The following is a 16,667-nucleotide window of genomic DNA, read 5'->3' on the forward strand; positions in this document are numbered from 1 at the left end:
ACTTCGGGCTCCCTCAGACCTCGTAGGGCTGGACGACGATGAAGTTGCCGGGTGCTCCCCGGAACTGGAGGTTCACGGTCTCCCCGCTGTGGCCCGGGTAGGCGTTGCGGCGGAGCCTCACCTGGCTGGAGAGGATGACCTGGGACGCGGACGACCAGGCGACGACGGCGTTGCAGTCGGCGAAGGTCGTCGGCGTGACGGGCAGCACCACGGGGACGCCGTGGGTCTTCACGATGACGGTGCCGGTGCCCTGGAACTGCATGGTGAACAGGGCGCCGCCGGGGATGCCGTGGCCCTCGATGCGCCGCACCTCGTACTGGAGGGACTCGTCGAAGGCGAGGACGCTCTCGGCGGAGACGCAGATCCCGTCGCCCTGCAGCTCGATCGGGTGCAGGTGGGCGCCCTCCTCGGCGAGGAAGACCTGGCCGCGGCCGGAGCAGCGCATCAGCTGCATCTCCTGGCCGGTGGCGTTGCCGACGATCCGGCCGGTGAAGCCGGCGCCCTTGTGGGAGAAGTCGACCTTGCCCTGGTACATGACCATGGAGCCCTGGCGGGCGAGGACGGGGGTGCCGCCCATGGCGAGGTCGACCCGCATGAGCTGCTGGTTCTGCGGGGTCCAGCGGGCGCCGGTCGCGGTCTCCTTGTACGGCGCGAGCGCGGCGGCGAGCCCCGCTCCGGCGGCCGGGACGCCCTGCGGGACGCCGGACTGCTGGCCGTACGGGGGCTGCTGCCCGTACGGGGCGGGGGCGGCCTGCCCGTAGGGCGGCGCCTGCGGGGGCTGCCCCTGGCCGTACTGGCCGGGGACCTGCCCGGGGTACTGGCCCGGAGGCTGCCCCGGGACCTGGCCGTACTGGGGCTGCTGCGGCGGCTGCCCGTAGGGGGCGGGGGCCGGAGCGGGCGGCGGTACGGGGGCGGGCGCCAGCGGCGCCACCATCGTGGGCGCCGTGTGCACGGGAGCCGGCGGCGCGGGCGCGGCCGGCGGAGCGCCGAACGCGGGCGCCGGGGCCGGTGCGGGCGCCGGGGGCGCGCCGAAGACCGGCGCGGGAGCCGGGGCCGCGGGGGCACCGAAGGCCGGGGGCGCCGCGGCCTGCTGCGGCGGGGCGAAACCGGGAGCGGCCTGCTGCGCGGCGGGTTCCTCCTCGGCGACCTCGCCGCCGAAGTTGCGCAGGAGCGCGTCCAGTCCGCCGTCGAAGCCCTGGCCGACGGCGGCGAACCGCCACACGTCCTTCAGGTAGAAGTCGCCGAGCATCACGGCACGCTCGGTGGTGAACTCCGCGCCCGTGAAGGCGTACCGGGCGACCTCCTCGCCGCCCGCGACGATCCGCAGGTGACCGGGGCCGACCTGGGACATCTGGCCGGCGCCGTCGATGGTCGCGGTGAACGACAGCTTGTGGATGTTCGCCGGGACGCGGTCGAGAGTGACGCGGAAGGACTCGGTGTCACCGGACTGCGCCCCGAGCAGCTGGACGGACTCCTCCGGCGTCTTCGGCTGGTTGAAGAAGACGAAGTAACGGTCGTCGGAGAGCCGCTCCTCCGCGTCGAGCCCGAAGCAGCTGATGTCGAAGCTCAGTCCGGGCGCCGCGATGTGCACACCGACGTACAGATCGGTACCCGCGGTGAGATCACTGATCTTGGCCTTGTGGCCGCGTTGGAATTCCCTGGCCATGCGTTACGACCGTCCCCCATCCCGAATGGCGATTTGCTCGCGCCAGGCTAACCGCTGAGTGCGACATTGAGACAGGGCAGGTCGTTTTCGGTACGGAATCGGGAAACCCGCTCACGCGCGGGTACCCGCGACGTCACTCCGCGCGAGCGGTGGGAAGGTGCGGAAGCCGCGCGGCCGCGACCACGCCCTCCAGATAGCCGCGGGCCCGCTCGGTGCGCGGATACGCCTCGAGGAGCCGCCAGAACCGGGGACCGTGCCCGGGGACGAGCAGATGGGCCAGCTCGTGCAGGAGGACGTAGTCGACGACGTACTCGGGCATGCCCTGGAGCCGGTGGGAGAGGCGGATGCTGCCCTCGGAGGGGGTGCAGGAGCCCCAGCGGGTGTTCTGGTTGGTGACCCAGCGCACGGAGCCGGGTCGGGCCCGGCCGCCGAAGTACTGCTCGGAGAGGCGCAGCGCCCGCTCGGTCAGCTCGCGGTCCCCGAGGACGCTCCGACTCTCCTGCGCGGCGAGTTTGTCCAGCATCACGCCGACCCAGCGGCGCTCCTCCGCCTCGGACATCCGGGCCGGGATGAGCACCACGGTCCGGTCGCCCTCGCGGTAGGCCGAGACCGTTCTGCTCCGCCGTGGGCTTCTGCGGACCTCGACCGCACTCGTCCCCGCACCGCGGTGCGGGGTGTCGGTCACGCTGCGCTGGGGGTCGGCGGGCACGGCCCCGACGTTACCCGCTGTCAGCGGGGGAAGTCCCGCCTCCGGGGTGGTTTCGACAACGATCCGAGTACACCCCGCACCATTCGAATGACTAATCCCCTCGCCTGTGGACAACTTTCGGCACCCGTCACGGCGGCGGGGCATTCTCACCTCGTGACGGCGAAAGCGCCGTTGTCGATCATGAATGTGGTGAGGGCGGGGGCGGGGAAATGCATCCGATGGTGAAACCTGCGCTGCGACGCGCATGGCGGAGTCTCCAGTGCGTCCAGTTCGGGATCACTCCCGCGCACGCGGTGGTGATGAGCCCGGTCGACACGGCGACCGGGACCCTGCTCGGGCTGCTCGACGGCACGCGGGGGACGGAGCTGCTGCGGGCCGAGGCCCGGGCGCTGGGCCTGCCGGACGGACGCCTGGAGGCGTTCCTCGGCCGACTGGCGGCGGCCGGACTCCTCGTGGACGCCTCCACCGGACGGCCGGGGAAGGCGGGGCCCTCCGCCGGCGCGGTGGACACGACGCTCGATCCGCTCCGCGCCGACCTGGCCTCCCTCTCCGTCGTCCACCGCGAACCGGACGGTGCGGCGAGGATCCTGGACGCCCGGCGCGCCCAGCGCGTCCAGGTCCGGGGCGCGGGACGGGTGGGGACGATGGTGGCGGCCCTGCTCTCCGCGGCGGGCGTGGGCACGGTCGAGGTCCTCGACTCCGGCCGGGTCGAGCCGTGGGAGACCGCCCCGGGCGGCCTGCCGTCCGAGGCGGTCGGCGAGCGCCGGGCGACGGCGGCCCGCCGTCTGGTGCGCCGCTGGGCACGGAGCGCCGGACGCCCCGCCCCGCCGGACGGGACGGCCGGAGGAACGGGCGCGACGGCCGGAGCGGCGGAACGGACGGGAAGCGCACGGGCGTCGGGGACTTCCGGGGCCCCGGGAGTCTCCAGGTCGGGTGACGGCCACGGTCCGCCGGGACTGTCACTCGTCGTGGTGACTCCGAGGGACGGCCTCGGCGCGTACGTCCCGGACCCGGTCCCGACCGAACCGTGGATCGCCACCGGCACCCCCCACCTGTACGCGGGGGTCCTCGAAGCGACGGGAACGGTCGGGCCGCTCGTCCTGCCGGGCGGCACGGCCTGCGCGCGGTGCCTCCAGGAGACGCGGACGGACCGGGAGCCGGACCGGCCCCGGCTGCTCGCCCAGTGGCGCTCCGGCGCCCCGCACCCCCTGCCCGCGTGCGACCTGGGCCTCGCGACCGCGGTGGCGGGCCTCGCCGCCGCGCACGCGCTGGCCTTCCTCGACGGTGATCTCCCGGCGAGCACGGGCACCCGCTGGGAGGCGTCGCTGCCGCTCTCGGAGTGGCGGGCGGAGCGGCTGAGACCCCATCCGGCCTGCCCCTGCGGGGCGGCACGCGCGGAAGAGGGGGAGCGCGTCTCGGCAGCCGGAGGCACGCAGGACACAATGGCGGGGTAACGGCCCTGCGCGGCACGGCAGTCTGGGTTTTGGAGGGGCGTATGTCTGATCTTCCCCGGAAGGCGGTCACCCGGACCGCCAAGTTGGCCGCGTTGCCGCTCGGCTTCGCGGGCCGGGCCACCTGGGGCCTGGGCAAGCGGATCGGCGGCAGATCGGCGGAGCTGGTCGCCCGCGAGCTCCAGCAGCGCACGGCCGAGCAGCTGTTCAAGGTGCTCGGCGAGCTCAAGGGCGGGGCCATGAAGTTCGGGCAGGCGCTGTCCGTCTTCGAGTCGGCCCTCCCCGAGGAGATCGCCGGACCGTACCGGGCGGCGCTCACCAAGCTCCAGGACGCGGCGCCGCCGATGCCGACGCGGACCGTGCACGCGGTCCTGGAGGAACGGCTGGGCGCGGAGTGGCGCGAGCTGTTCCTGGAGTTCGAGGACAAGCCGGCGGCGGCGGCCTCGATCGGGCAGGTGCACCGGGCCGTCTGGCACGACGGCCGCGAGGTCGCGGTGAAGGTGCAGTACCCCGGCGCCGGGGAGGCGCTGCTCTCCGACCTGACGCAGCTGAGCCGCTTCGCCCGGCTGCTCGGCCCGCTGATCCCGGGCATGGACATCAAGCCGCTGATCGCCGAGATGAGGGACCGGGTCGCCGAGGAGCTGGACTACGCCCTGGAGGCGGCGGCCCAGCAGAAGCACGCGGAGGAGTTCGCGGACGATCCCGATGTGCTGGTTCCCGCGGTGGTCCACCGGGCCGAGCAGGTGTTGGTGAGCGAGTGGCTGGACGGCATTCCGCTCGCGGAGGTGATCGCGGACGGCACGGAGGCGCAACGGGACCGCGCTGGCCAGCTGCTGGCCCGGTTCCTCTTCTCGGGCCCGGCGCGGACCGGTCTGCTGCACGCCGATCCGCACCCGGGGAACTTCCGGCTGATGCCGGGTGCCGACGAGGACGCGGGGCCGGAGGCCTGGCGGCTCGGGGTGCTGGACTTCGGCACCGTGGACCGGCTGCCGGGCGGGTTGCCGGAGACGATCGGCACCTGTCTGCGGATGGCGCTCGACGGTGAGGCCGAGACGGTCTACGAACTGCTGCGCGCGGACGGCTTCGTCAAGGAGTCCGTCGCGCTCGACCCGGACACGGTCCTGGAGTACCTGCAGCCGATCATCGAACCGGCCGAGGCGGAGTCCTTCCTCTTCACCCGCGGCTGGATGCGCGGCCAGGCGGCCCGCATCGCCGACCCCCGCTCCCCCGCACACCAGTTGGGCAAGCAGCTCAACCTGCCGCCCTCGTACCTGCTGATACACCGGGTGACGCTGAGCACCATCGGGGTCCTCTGCCAGCTCAACGCGACGGTGAACCTGCGGGCCGAACTGGAGGAATGGCTACCGGGCTTCGTGACGCCCCCGGCCGACTAGACCGAAGAACGGGGGACGGAGGGGAGGGGCGGGGGGAGGGGGCGGGGAGGGGGAGGCCCCCGGTGCCGGGACTCACCACCAGGACGAGTCGAGGCGGCCCTCGATCGCGCGGAGGTTGGCGCGGGCGCAGTCCTCGCAGAAGTAGGTGCGCCGGCCGTTCTCCACCGAACAGGTCCAGGTCAGCGGCAGGGTGTCGGCGGTCTTGCCGCAGCGCGCGCAGGCGAGGGGCCCCTCGGGGGTACGGGCGTCGTTCACCCTCGTGACGATAACCCGCCGGACGGCCGGTGGCCCCGGCAACGCACCGCGGGGGCCGGTCCGTCGCGGACCGGCCCCCGTGGGCGCGCCCCTGGGGGCGCGGGATCGACTAGTGCATGACGGCCATGGCCAGCGCGCGGCGGGCGCGCAGCGAGGCACGCTCGGCGCGCCGCTGCATGCGGCGGGCGGCGACCAGGCGCAGGGCCTGGCGTTCCGCGTCGGCCTCACGCTGTCGCTCGTGCATATGGGCACGGGCCAGGGCTTCTGGGATGAGTTGCATTTCACGGGTCCTGTTCTGACGCGCGGTGGGCGCGGCGGAGGGGAAGAAGACTGGGGTCGCGGAGCCGGCGGGCTCGGCTGCGGAAGAGGTCATCGGGGCCTGCTTCTGGGGATCGTGCGTGAGGGGGCGGTCGATGGTTCCGGTGGCGCTCATGCCGCGACCGGGTTCTTGCGCGGGCGGCCACGGGGCCGCTTGCGGGCGACGACCACGCCCTGGACGAAGAGCTCGCCGCCCCAGACGCCCCACGGCTCGCGCCGCTCCTGGGCGCCGGCGAGGCAGGCGGCCACGAGCGGGCAGGTCCGGCAGAGGGACTTCGCGTACTCGACATCGGCCGGGGACTCCGCGAAGAAGACCTCGGGGTCGTAGGCGCGACAGGGGACGGGGACGCCGAGGTTCTCGATGGCGTCGTCGAGCGCGGTGAGCGACGTGAGGGGAGCGAGGGGGGTCAAAGCGGGGTCCTCCGTGAGGCCGGGCTGGGGGATCGATTCGGAAGGCGGTACGGACGGGGCGTGCGCTTCGAGTTGCACGGTGGTCTTTCCTCGTCTGGTCGTTCCGGCCTGTTGACCGGGTTTTCGGCTGGTACCGGGTGTGTCTGTCCCGAGGCGCCTTCGGGCCGTCGTCCCCGTTCGGGGACAAACAGAAGGGCCGCGGATCCCGGGTGGGGTTCCGCGGCCCTGAAGGCGCCGGTCCGATCATCGGATCAGACTGGATCACTCCAGGGTTCGAGCCCACGGAAGGCCCACATCATGTGGTGGTGCGTCGTCGTCTGCTGCTGGGTGCCGGCACCGGTCGCCGCAAAGGCATAGGCCTTGGCCTTGCCGGCTGCTCCTGCTTCCAGTGCCTTGGTCGGTCGCTCATCGCGCAGCTCCACGGGCCGCACGCCGAGACCGGAAAGACCGGAGACGGGCAGACCGGTGCCAACGAACACCGAGGCGGAGAGGCCGAGGGCGCAGGCGGAGACAACCGAGCGATCGGTCATTTTGGCGGTGCTGACGAAGCTGGCGGTGGTGACGGAGCTGGCCTGAATGATGTTGCTGATCACTGGAAATCGCCTCCTCTCGGCGTCTCGGAGGGCTCGGGTGCGAGCCGGACCCTCATGTTTATTTGGACAAGTACAGCACGAAGACAGGGCTTCGAAGAAGCCGCTGTTGTCGTGGTTAAGAACCTATGGGGCTTGACGGGGCAGGCGCAAACTATTTTTCCGACGAGTTTTCCTCAGCTCTCGTCGTCTCCTGCCCCGCCCTCCCCACCTGCGCAGATGGCCAGGACGTCGTCCCCGAAGCGGTCCAGCTTGCGGGCGCCGACGCCGGAGATCGAGGAGAGCTCCCCGCCGGTCGTGGGGACGCGCTCGGCGATGGCCATGAGCGTCTTGTCGGTGAACACGCAATAGGCGGGCTGGCCGAGCTCGGCGGCCTGTTCCGATCGCCAGTCCCGGAGCCGCTCGTAGAGGGCCTCGTCCATGTCCGAGGGGCAGTCCTCACAGCGCGTGAGCTTCATGGCGCCCGCCTCGGTGAGGGTCGCTCCGCAGACCCGGCAGAGAACGGGGCCGCGCGGCTTGCGCCGGCCGGCCGCGCCGACGGGCCGCTCGAAGGAGCCGGATCCGCCGCCGCTCACCGTGCCGAGGCCGCCGGAGCCGGGGCGCAGCCCCTTGAGGAACCGGCTGGGCCGTCGGGAGGCGCGGCCGCCCGGGGAGCGGGAGAGCGCCCAGGAGAGGGTGAGGTGGAGCCGGGCGCGGGTGACGCCGACGTACAGCAGGCGCCGCTCCTCCTCGACCTGTTCGTCGGTCTTGGCGTAGGTGATCGGCATCATGCCCTCGGTGAGGCCGACGAGGAAGACGGCGTCCCATTCGAGGCCCTTGGCCGCGTGCAGCGAGGCGAGGGTGACGCCCTGGACGGTCGGGGCGTGCTGGGCGGCGGCCCGCTCGTCGAGTTCGGCGACCAGGTCGGAGAGGGTGGCGCCGGGCTTGGCCCGGGCGAAGTCCTCGGCGAGCCGGACGAGGGCCGCGAGGGACTCCCAGCGGTCGCGGACGGCGCCGGAGCCGGCCGGCGGCTTGCTCGTCCAGCCTTTGGTGGAGAGGACGGCCCTGACCTGTGAGGGGAGGTCGTCGGCGTCGTCGAGGAGGGAGTCGTTGCCCCCGGCGCGGGCGGCGCCGCGCAGGGCGATGCCCGCCTCCCGTACCTCCTGGCGCTCGAAGAAGCGCTCGGCGCCGCGGAGCTGGTAGGGGACTCCGGCGTCGGCCAGGGCCTGTTCGTACACCTCGGACTGGGCGTTGATGCGGTAGAGGACGGCGATCTCGCCGGCCGGGACCCCGGCGGCGATGAGGTCGCGGATGCGACGGGCGGTGCCCTCGGCCTCGGTCGGTTCGTCGGCGTACTCGGTGTAGGCGGGTTCGGGGCCCGGGTCGCGCTGGGAGATCAGTTCCAGGCGGTGCTCGGCGGCCCGGCCGCGTGCCTGGCTGAGCAGTCCGTTGGCGAGGTGGACGACCTGCGGGGTGGAGCGGTAGTCGCGGACGAGCTTGACGACGGTGGCGCCCGGGTGCCGGGCGCGGAAGTTCAGCAGGTGGTCGGGGGTGGCGCCGGTGAACGAGTAGATCGTCTGGCTGGCGTCGCCGACGACGCAGAGGTTGTCGCGGTCGCCGAGCCAGAGGTCGAGCAGCCGCTGCTGGAGCGGCGAGACGTCCTGGTACTCGTCCACGACGAAGTGCTGGTACTGGCGGCGGATCTGGTCGGCGATGTCGTGCCGGTCCTGGAGGATGCCGACGGTGAGCAGCAGCACGTCCTCGAAGTCGATCACCGAGCGGTCGCGCTTCAGCTGTTCGTACATGGCGTAGATCTGGCCGATCTCGGCCGGGTCCCGGGGGGCGTCCCTGGCGGACTTGGCGACGACGGCGGGGTAGTCGGCGGGGACGGTCTGGGTGACCTTGGCCCATTCGATCTCGCCCGTGACGTCCCTGAGCTCGTTGCGGTCGAGCCGGATCCGGCAGCGGGCCGCGGCCTCGGCGACCAGCTGGACCTTGCGCTCAAGGAGCCTGGGCAGGTCGCCACCGACTGCTTTCGGCCAGAAGAACTGGAGCTGGCGGAGGGCGGCGGAGTGGAAGGTGCGGGCCTGGACGCCTCCCGCGCCGAGCTGGCGGAGCCGGCCGCGCATCTCGCCGGCGGCGCGCTGGGTGAACGTGACGGCCAGCACGCTGGCGGGCTGGAGTATGCCCGCCCGCACCCCGTACGCGATCCGGTGGGTGATGGCCCGTGTCTTGCCCGTGCCGGCTCCCGCCAGCACGCACACCGGACCGGTCAGTGCCCTGGCGACCTCGCGCTGCTCGGGGTCGAGCCCGTCGAGCACCGCGTCGGCCGTCTCAGGGACCTGAGGGAAGAGAGTGGAGTGCGTTGCTGCTGTCACCCCCCAATGCTGCCAGGTCGGCCGAGGTCGACGCGGAGGCTTGTCCACAGGGTGACCTGCCGGTCATACGAATTCCGGGAATGGGCGGGCCGGGGCGTACGTTCTTCCACTGGCACCCGTCAGCGAACTAGAGGAGCGCCTCGCCATGCAGGGCACTGTGACGATGTACAGCACCACGTGGTGCGGCTACTGCCGTCGGCTGAAGAGCCAGATGGACCGTGAGGGCATCGCGTACACCGAGATCAACATCGAGCAGGACCCGGATTCGGCGGCGTTCGTGGAGAAGGCCAACGGCGGCAACCAGACCGTTCCGACCGTGCTCTTCCCGGACGGTTCGACGCTGACGAACCCGAGCCTCGCCCAGGTGAAGCAGGCCCTCGGCGTCTGAGGAGTGCCGCTCCGGGCACCCTGGAACACGGAAAAGAACCCCCGACCGGTCGGGGGTTCTTTCGTTTCCGCGGGGTCGCGCGTCCGGGCGGAGCCGTGTCGCGCGGGGTGGCGGATGTCTCAGATCACGTCGCCCGGCTTCGGGAGCGGCTTGCCGTACCAGCGCTCGATCAGGCGGGAGGCGATCGATATGCCGTACGGGGGCAGTACCTCGCCGGACTCGAAGGCGGCGGCCAGGTCCTCGCGGGAGAACCAGCGGGCCTCGTGGATCTCCTCGCCGTCGACGGTGATCTCCGAGGAGGTGGCGCGGGCGAAGAAGCCCAGCATCAGGCTGGACGGGAACGGCCAGGGCTGGCTGGCGATGTACTCGACCTCGCCGACCGTGACTCCGGCCTCCTCGAAGACCTCGCGGGCCACCGACTGCTCGATGGACTCGCCGGGCTCGACGAAGCCGGCGAGGGTCGAGAAGCGGCCCTCCGGCCAGTGGACCTGCCGGCCGAGGAGCGCCCGGTCCTTCTCGTCCGTGACCAGCATGATCACCGCGGGGTCGGTGCGGGGGTAGTGCTCGGCGCCGCAGGCCTGGCAGCGGCGGATGTGGCCGGCGGCGGCGATGACCGTGCGCTCGCCGCAGCGCGAACAGAAGCGGTGGAGCCGCTGCCAGTTCTCCAGGGCCACGGCGTGCACCATGAGGCCCGCGTCGCGGTCGGAGAGCAGCAGCCCCGCCTCGCGGAGCCCGGCGGGGCGGGCGGACTGGTCCATGCGACCGGGCAGGGAGTCCTTCTGGAGCGCGAAGTAGGAGACCCCGTCGGTGTCGGTGCCCAGGAAGTAGCGGTGGGTCTCGGTGACCGGGGCCTCGAACGCCGGGGTCATGACGAGCGCGGTGGTGCCGTCGGCCAGGTCGTCGATCAGCACCTGGCCGCCGGAGACCACGAAGACCCGGGTCGTGGGGTGGCTCCAGGCGGCCGCCAGCCAGGCCTCGTCGAGGCGGTGGTGAGCGGCCCGGTCGATGCCGCTCGGGGCGGTGAGCGAGATCGGGCGGTCCGCTGACGCGTTCTTCAAGGTGCTCACAGGTGCTTCCAACTCCCCCGGATCGGTGTGTGGGTTCAGCGCGCGGCGGCGTGCAGGGCGGCGGGCAGGTCGCCCCACAGGTGCGCGGTCGTCTCGACGCCCTTCATGAGGAGATCCAGTTCGATCTTCTCGTCGGGGGCGTGCCAGCCGTCGGACGGGACGGAGATGCCGAGGAACAGGACGGGCGCCTCCAGGACGTCCTGGAGGTCGGCGGCCGGTCCCGAGCCGCCCTCGCGGGTGTAGCGGACCTTGGCGCCGTCGAAGGCCCGGCTCATGGCCCCGGCGACCGCCTTGAGGGCGGGGTGGTCGAGGGGGGTGAGGCAGGGGCGGGTCGGGGCGCCGAAGACGATCTCGTACCGGACGCCGGCGGGGACGAGGCCGGCGAGCCAGTCCCGTACGGCCCGTTCGATCGTGGCCGGGTCCTGGCCGGCGACCAGTCGGAACGACAGCTTGAGCTGGGCGGAGGCGGGGACGATCGTCTTGCCGCCGGGGCCCTGGTAGCCGCCGCCGATGCCGTTGACCTCGGCGGTGGGGCGGGCCCAGACCCGCTCCAGGGTGGAGAAGCCGGCCTCGCCGAGGGTGCCGTGGGACTTCGCCGTACGCAGCCAGGCCGCCTCGTCGAAGGGCAGTTCGGCGACGAGGGCGCGCTCGGCGTCGGTCAGCTCGGTCACTCCCTCGTAGAAGCCGGGGATGGCGACGCGCTCCCGCTCGTCGTGGAGGGCGGCGACGATCCGGCCGGCGACGGTGGCCGGGTTCGGCACGGCGCCTCCGAAGGAGCCGGAGTGGATGTCCTGGTCGGGGCCGTAGAGCTCGATCTCGCAGTCGGCGACCCCGCGCATGCCGGTGCACACGGTGGGGGTGGTCTCGGACCACATGCCGGTGTCGGAGACGATCACGGCGTCGGCGGCGAGGCGGGCGGCGTGGGTCTCGACGAGTGCGCGGAAGTGCGGGGAGCCGGACTCCTCCTCGCCCTCGACGATCAGCTTGAGGTGCACGGCGGGCGCGGTGCGGCCGGTGGCGGCGAGGTGGGCCCGGACTCCGAGGGTGTGGAAGAACACCTGGCCCTTGTCGTCCGCCGCCCCGCGCGCGTACATCCGGCCGTCGATCACGGTCGGCTCGAACGGGTCCGTGCGCCAGCCGTCCTCGCGGGCGGCGGGCTGCACGTCGTGGTGGCCGTAGACGAGGACCGTCGGGGCGTCCGGGTCGTCGGAGGGCCACTCGGCGAAGACGGCGGGAGCGCCGTCGGTCTCCCAGACCTCGACCGTGGTGAAGCCGGTCGCGGTGAGCTTGGCGGCGAGCCACTCGGCGCTGCGCCGTACGTCCCCGGCCCGCTCCGGCTGGGCCGACACGGACGGGATGCGCAGCCACTCGGAGAGGTCGCCGAGGAAGGCGGCACGGTGCTGCTCGATGTACGTACGCACGGCGTGGACGACGCTGTCCGGGGTCTCGCTCATGCCCCCGAGCCTATCCGGCGTCCGGGGGTGCCCCTCCCAGCAGGAGGGCCTCCAGCTCGGCTCGGCCGGGCAGGCGGGCGGGGCGGGCGACCTCACCCGTTCGGACGTACACGAAGGCGGCTGCCACGTCCTCGGGCGCGAGGCCGTGCCGCTCGGCCCAGGCGAGGCGGTAGATCGCGAGCTGGAGGGGGTCGGCGGTGCGCACCCGGCTGGTCTTCCAGTCGACGATCTCGTACGCGCCGGACTCCGGGTCCCGGTAGACGGCGTCGATCCGGCCCCGGACGACCCGGCCCGCGAGCGAGAGGTGGACGGGGACCTCGACGCGGTAGGGGGTGCGGTGGGCGTACGGGGTGCGGGCGAAGGCCTCCTTGAGCTCGTCGAGGTCCCGCTCGTCGAGGATCTCCGGCTCGCCCGCGAACTCCTCTCCGCCGGGCAGCTCGTCCGGGCCGAGGAAGGGCAGCGGCAGTTCCTCGAAGCGGGACTCCACCCACGCGTGGAAGCGGGTGCCGCGGCGCGCGGCGGGCTGCGGCGCCTTGGGCATGGGCCGGGCCAGCTCCTGTGCGAAGCCGTCGGGGTCGGCGGCGAGCCGCAGGACCTGGGAGGCGGAGAGGTACGCGGGGAGCAGGACGTCGCGGGTGGTGGCGCGGGCGCGGCGGAGTTCGGTGGTGAGGGCGGTGAGGTCGCGGTCCCAGGAGGCGATGGTTCTGGCGTCCTCGGGGGCGAGGTCCTCGTCCGGCTCCGGGGGCGGGGGCTCGGACTCCTGGCGGGGTGCCGGGACGGCGTCCGCGTGGATGTCCTCGGGGAGGGCCTCTTCGTCCTCGTCCCAGACGGGTTCCTCCTCGTCCGGCCAGGGGTCCTGGCCGTGCGGGTCCTGGCCGTGCGGGTCCTGGGGGGCGGGTGCCGTGGTGGTGGGCGCCGTGGCGGCGGGGTGGTGTGCGCCCTCCTGCGGGGCGAGGGCCCACAGCCGGGTCATCACCTGTTCCGCCGCCTTCCGGCGGCGCTCGAACGACTCCGCGTCCAGGGGCAGGGGCCAGGCCCGGTCGTGGTCCGCCGCGGCCAGCGTCGGGTTCCGGGCGTCCTCCTCCGGTTCCTCCGCCCAGGTCTCGATGTCACCGTGGCCCGCCGCGCAGTGGTCGTACAGGGCCTGGAGGAAGTCCGACGGCCCGCGGGGCTTCTTCTGGGACGGGCCCCACCAGTGGGCGGAGCCGAGCAGCAGGGAGCGGGGCCGGGTGAAGGTGACGTAGCCGAGGCGGAGTTCCTCGGTGTGCTGGTGGTCCCGCATCTCGTTCTTGAAGGCCGCGAGGGACTTGGCGTTCCAGGTGTCGATCCCCGGCAGCGTGTCCGCGTCGCCGCGCAGGGCGTGCGGGAGGACCTGCGGCTGGGAGGTCCACGACTCCCGGGCGCGGGCGCTGGGGAACTGGCCGGTGACCAGGCCGGGGACGGCGACGACGTCCCATTCCAGGCCCTTGGACTTGTGGGCGGTGAGGACCTTGACGGTGTTCTCGCCGCCCGGCAGGGCGTTGTCGAGACCCTTCTCGAACTGGACGGCCGTGCGCAGGAAGCCGAGGAAGGCGAGCAGGCTCGCCTCGCCGTCGAGGGAGGCGAAGCCGGCGGCGATGTCGAGGAAGTGGCCCAGGGTCTCGCGGCGGCGGGCGGCGAGCGCGTGCGGGGAGGCCGACAGTTCGACTTCGAGGCCGGTGGCGGAGAGCACCCGGTGCAGGACGTCCATGAGGGGGTCGGCGAGCGAGCCGCGCAGGGAGCGCAGCTCGGCGGCGAGGCGGGCGAAGCGGACCCGGGCCTCGGCGGAGAAGGCGAGCCCGTCGTCGGCGGCGCCGCCGGAGTCGAGGAAGGTGTCGAGCGCGTCGGCGAGGGAGACGACCTCGGCCGGGTCGACGCCCTCCACGGCGGCGGCGAGCCGCTGTTCGGGGTCGGGGTCGTCGCCGCCCCGGTGGACCAGGAGGCGGGCGCGGCGCCCGAGGAGGGCGAGGTCGCGGGGGCCGATCCGCCAGCGGGGGCCGGTGAGGAGGCGGACCAGGGCGGCGTTGGCCCCGGGGTCCTGGAGGACTTCGCAGACGGCGACGAGGTCGGCGATCTCGGGCAGGTGGAGGAGGCCGGAGAGGCCGACGACCTCGACGGGCACGTCGCGGGCGACGAGGGCGGCGTGGAGGGCGGGGAAGTCGGTGGCCGTGCGGCACAGGACGGCGATCTCGCCGGGTTCGCGGCCGGTGCGGACGAGGTGGGCGAGGGAGTCGGCGAGCCAGTCGATCTCCTCGGCGTGGGTGGGGAGGAGCGCGATGCGGACGCTGCCGTCGGCCTCGGCGCCCGGAGCGGGGCGCAGCGCCTCCACGCCCGCGTGCATGGCGCGCAGGGGGGCGGCGAGGCCGTTGGCGAGGTCGAGGAGGCGGCCGCCGCTGCGCCGGTTCTCGGAGAGCGAGTAGCGGTCGGCGGGGGTGCCGTCCCGGTGCGGGAAGTGCTCGGGGAAGTCGTCCAGGTTGGCGACGGAGGCGCCGCGCCAGCCGTAGATGGCCTGGCAGGGGTCGCCGACGGCGGTCACCGCGTGTCCGGTGGCCCGGCCGCCGGTGGCCTGGCCGAAGAGGCCGGAGAGCAGCAGCCGCTGGGCGACGGAGGTGTCCTGGTACTCGTCGAGGAGGACGACGCGGAACTCCTCGCGGAGGATCTCGCCGACCTCGGGGCGGGTGGTGGCCAGCTCGGCGGAGCGGGCGATCTGGTCGCCGAAGTCGAGGAGGTCGCGGGAGCGCTTGGCGGCGCGGTAGCGGACGACGAGGTCGAGGAGTTCGCGGCGGGCGGTGGCGGCCTCGGGGATCTTGCGCAGCTCGGCGTTGCTGAGCCTGGTGTCCGCGAGGGCGGTGAGCAGCTCGGAGTCGTACGCGTGGAGCTGTTCGGGCCGTACGAGGTGTTCGGCGAGCTCGGCGTCGAGGGCGAGCAGGTCGGTGACGAGGGTCGGGAAGGACCGGGTGAGGGCCGGGTACGGGCCGGGGGCCTCGCGCAGGACGCGGGCGGCGAGCTGGTAGCGGGTGGCGTCGGCGAGGAGCCGGGAGGTGGGTTCGAGGCCGATGCGGAGGCCGTGGTCGGTGAGGAGCTGACCGGCGAAGGCGTGGTACGTCGAGATGCGGGGTTCGCCCGGGGGGTTGTCCGGGTCGATGACGTCGGGGTCGGTGACCCCGGCGCGGACGAGGGCGGTGCGGACGCGCTCGGCGAGCTCGCCGGCGGCCTTGTTGGTGAAGGTGAGACCGAGGACCTGCTCGGGGGCGACCTGGCCCGTGCCGACCAGCCAGACCACGCGGGCGGCCATCACCGTCGTCTTGCCGGAGCCGGCTCCGGCCACGACGACCTGCGGGGCGAGCGGCGCGGTGATGCAGGCCGTCTGCTCCGGGGTGAAGGGGATGCCGAGGAGCTCCTTGAGCTGCTCGGGGTCGGTGATTCGTGCGGTCACCTCAAAGAGGCTAACGCGGACCGCCGACAGTGCGGTCCCGCCGGACGCCCGCGGGCCCCGTGCGGGGAGGTGCGCGCCGCCGCGGGGCCCGCGACGACGCGACGGCGCAGCCGACGGGCCGCGGCGCGGAGCCTTCGGTGGGACGTCGTGCGGGCCTCCTCGCGGATTCCCGGACCGTTCCCGGGCTCCGGGTCCCCGTCCACCAGAGCCGCCGCGCGCGCGTGGCCCCTCCTCCGCGCGGGTCAGGAGCCGGAGAGCTCCGCGAGCTGCGCCATGTCGACGACCTGGTCGGCGGGCGGCGCGGCGACGGTGAGGGCCTTGTCGAACTCGCTGAACGTGACCGTGCCCGGCTCCTTGCCGCCGGTGGCGACGACCCGGAGGAGGTACGGCTTGCCCTCCTTGGCGACGTAGAACGTGGTGGTCTCGGCGCCCTTCTTCTTGGTGAGGGCGACCGCGGGGGTGCCGTCGACGTCGGCGTCCTCGCCCCGGGTCAGGCCCGTGCGGTCGCTCTTCTTCTCGTCGTCCATCTCCTTGATCATGGTCTTGAGGTCGCAGAGCGAGCCGAGGTCGTTGTCGTCGCCCTGGGACGGCATCTTCATCCAGCGGCCCTTGAGGAGCGTGGCCATGGCCCCGGCCTCGTCGGCGGAGGCGCCCTCCTCGCCGCCGGTGGAACGCCAGAAGGCGTCGTCGCCCTTCATGTAGGTGAAGCCGCCGGTCCGCAGGATCTCGGCCTTGCCGTCCTTGCCCGCGCTCGCGGCCATGGTGCCCTTGCAGGAGCCCTTGGCGTCGAGGGTGAAGTCGGTGGTCATGTCCTTGCCCTCGGTCTTGCCGGTGCCGGACATGCGCAGGGCGGTCGCCGCCTTGGTGGTCTGGACGCCCTTCTCGGCGATGGCGTCCGCCGTGAGCCCGGCGAAGGGGTCGGCGGCCTTGTCGTCGCCCTGGGTGCAGCCCGTGGCACCCGCGACCACGGCCGCGCAGACCGTCGCCGCCACCCAGAACCTCTTGTTCGCCCTCATGCCCGTACTCCTCAACAGCGATCGTTCACAGCGTTTCCTCACGCCGCCCTTACCGGGCGGTGCGAGGAGAGTGACCTGCGAGGGAGTGCGAAGGATGTGCGGATGGGGACGTGACGCGCCGCACAGTCGGTGCCGGG

At 73.2% G+C, this 16,667-nt stretch carries 14 protein-coding genes; 3 read left to right on the top strand and 11 right to left on the bottom strand.

Annotated features, from left to right (window positions below; all coding sequences use genetic code 11):
- Positions 1 to 13: 13 nt before the first annotated feature.
- Together ACRRSS_RS29820 and ACRRSS_RS29825 are read right to left on the bottom strand one after the other, a co-directional pair.
- On the bottom strand, positions 14 to 1,666 hold the full coding sequence (locus tag ACRRSS_RS29820; protein ID WP_435974146.1) for a TerD family protein: 1,653 nt from the start codon (positions 1,664 to 1,666) through the stop codon (positions 14 to 16).
- A 133-nt stretch (positions 1,667 to 1,799) separates the two neighbouring features.
- Positions 1,800 to 2,375: a SprT-like domain-containing protein gene (locus tag ACRRSS_RS29825; protein WP_435974147.1), complete on the bottom strand. Its 576-nt coding sequence runs from the start codon at positions 2,373 to 2,375 to the stop codon at positions 1,800 to 1,802.
- A gap of 209 nt (positions 2,376 to 2,584) precedes the next feature.
- Between ACRRSS_RS29825 and ACRRSS_RS29830 the strand changes: the two genes are divergently transcribed.
- Together ACRRSS_RS29830 and ACRRSS_RS29835 are read left to right on the top strand one after the other, a co-directional pair.
- Positions 2,585 to 3,829 (top strand): TOMM precursor leader peptide-binding protein, encoded by a 1,245-nt coding sequence (locus tag ACRRSS_RS29830; protein WP_435974148.1) that lies wholly within the window; start codon positions 2,585 to 2,587, stop codon positions 3,827 to 3,829.
- Positions 3,830 to 3,870: 41 nt separating this feature from the next.
- Positions 3,871 to 5,220 carry an ABC1 kinase family protein gene (locus ACRRSS_RS29835; RefSeq protein WP_435974149.1) on the top strand — a complete coding sequence of 450 codons (1,350 nt, stop codon included), beginning with the start codon at positions 3,871 to 3,873 and terminating at the stop codon, positions 5,218 to 5,220.
- A 72-nt stretch (positions 5,221 to 5,292) separates the two neighbouring features.
- Here ACRRSS_RS29835 and ACRRSS_RS29840 read toward each other — a convergent pair whose 3' ends face one another.
- The 5 genes from ACRRSS_RS29840 to ACRRSS_RS29860 form a co-directional block, all read right to left on the bottom strand.
- A complete protein-coding gene (locus tag ACRRSS_RS29840) occupies positions 5,293 to 5,475 on the bottom strand; it encodes a hypothetical protein (protein WP_435974150.1) in 183 nt (60 codons plus the stop codon).
- A 109-nt stretch (positions 5,476 to 5,584) separates the two neighbouring features.
- Positions 5,585 to 5,908 carry a hypothetical protein gene (locus tag ACRRSS_RS29845; protein ID WP_351907073.1) on the bottom strand — a complete coding sequence of 108 codons (324 nt, stop codon included), beginning with the start codon at positions 5,906 to 5,908 and terminating at the stop codon, positions 5,585 to 5,587.
- Positions 5,905 to 6,282: a WhiB family transcriptional regulator gene (locus ACRRSS_RS29850; RefSeq protein WP_351907075.1), complete on the bottom strand. Its 378-nt coding sequence runs from the start codon at positions 6,280 to 6,282 to the stop codon at positions 5,905 to 5,907. The genes ACRRSS_RS29845 and ACRRSS_RS29850 overlap by 4 nt, the downstream gene beginning before the upstream one ends.
- Positions 6,283 to 6,455: 173 nt before the next feature.
- Complete coding sequence (locus ACRRSS_RS29855; protein ID WP_435974151.1) at positions 6,456 to 6,797, bottom strand: hypothetical protein; 342 nt, start codon at positions 6,795 to 6,797, stop codon at positions 6,456 to 6,458.
- A 173-nt stretch (positions 6,798 to 6,970) separates the two neighbouring features.
- Entirely contained in the window at positions 6,971 to 9,151 is a 2,181-nt protein-coding gene (locus tag ACRRSS_RS29860; RefSeq protein ID WP_435974152.1) for an ATP-dependent DNA helicase UvrD2, read from the bottom strand.
- A gap of 145 nt (positions 9,152 to 9,296) precedes the next feature.
- Here ACRRSS_RS29860 and ACRRSS_RS29865 point away from each other — a divergent pair, with 145 nt between their 5' ends.
- Positions 9,297 to 9,539 (top strand): mycoredoxin, encoded by a 243-nt coding sequence (locus ACRRSS_RS29865; RefSeq protein WP_351907081.1) that lies wholly within the window; start codon positions 9,297 to 9,299, stop codon positions 9,537 to 9,539.
- Positions 9,540 to 9,658: 119 nt separating this feature from the next.
- On the opposite strand, the gene nudC is transcribed toward ACRRSS_RS29865, so the two are convergent.
- From nudC to ACRRSS_RS29885, 4 genes are all read right to left on the bottom strand, one after another.
- On the bottom strand, positions 9,659 to 10,606 hold the full coding sequence (gene nudC, locus ACRRSS_RS29870) for an NAD(+) diphosphatase (protein ID WP_435974153.1): 948 nt from the start codon (positions 10,604 to 10,606) through the stop codon (positions 9,659 to 9,661).
- A gap of 35 nt (positions 10,607 to 10,641) precedes the next feature.
- Positions 10,642 to 12,060 (bottom strand): dipeptidase, encoded by a 1,419-nt coding sequence (locus ACRRSS_RS29875; RefSeq protein ID WP_435974154.1) that lies wholly within the window; start codon positions 12,058 to 12,060, stop codon positions 10,642 to 10,644.
- Between the two features lie 10 nt (positions 12,061 to 12,070).
- Positions 12,071 to 15,514 carry a UvrD-helicase domain-containing protein gene (locus tag ACRRSS_RS29880; protein ID WP_435974155.1) on the bottom strand — a complete coding sequence of 1,148 codons (3,444 nt, stop codon included), beginning with the start codon at positions 15,512 to 15,514 and terminating at the stop codon, positions 12,071 to 12,073.
- Between the two features lie 242 nt (positions 15,515 to 15,756).
- Positions 15,757 to 16,530, bottom strand: coding sequence for a hypothetical protein (locus ACRRSS_RS29885; RefSeq protein ID WP_435974156.1), 774 nt, complete (start codon positions 16,528 to 16,530; stop codon positions 15,757 to 15,759).
- Positions 16,531 to 16,667: the final 137 nt, after the last annotated feature.

The sequence above is a fragment of the Streptomyces sp. Qhu_M48 genome (assembly GCF_051305195.1).
In the GTDB taxonomy this organism is placed as follows: domain Bacteria; phylum Actinomycetota; class Actinomycetes; order Streptomycetales; family Streptomycetaceae; genus Streptomyces.

Coding starts and splice junctions, on each gene's coding strand:
- ACRRSS_RS29820 (WP_435974146.1), bottom strand. CDS start 1,666: ATGGCCAGGGAATTCCAACGCGGCCACAAGGCCAAGATCAGTGATCTC.
- ACRRSS_RS29865 (WP_351907081.1), top strand. CDS start 9,297: ATGCAGGGCACTGTGACGATGTACAGCACCACGTGGTGCGGCTACTGC.
- ACRRSS_RS29845 (WP_351907073.1), bottom strand. CDS start 5,908: ATGAGCGCCACCGGAACCATCGACCGCCCCCTCACGCACGATCCCCAG.
- ACRRSS_RS29885 (WP_435974156.1), bottom strand. CDS start 16,530: ATGAGGGCGAACAAGAGGTTCTGGGTGGCGGCGACGGTCTGCGCGGCC.
- ACRRSS_RS29875 (WP_435974154.1), bottom strand. CDS start 12,060: ATGAGCGAGACCCCGGACAGCGTCGTCCACGCCGTGCGTACGTACATC.
- ACRRSS_RS29830 (WP_435974148.1), top strand. CDS start 2,585: ATGCATCCGATGGTGAAACCTGCGCTGCGACGCGCATGGCGGAGTCTC.
- ACRRSS_RS29835 (WP_435974149.1), top strand. CDS start 3,871: ATGTCTGATCTTCCCCGGAAGGCGGTCACCCGGACCGCCAAGTTGGCC.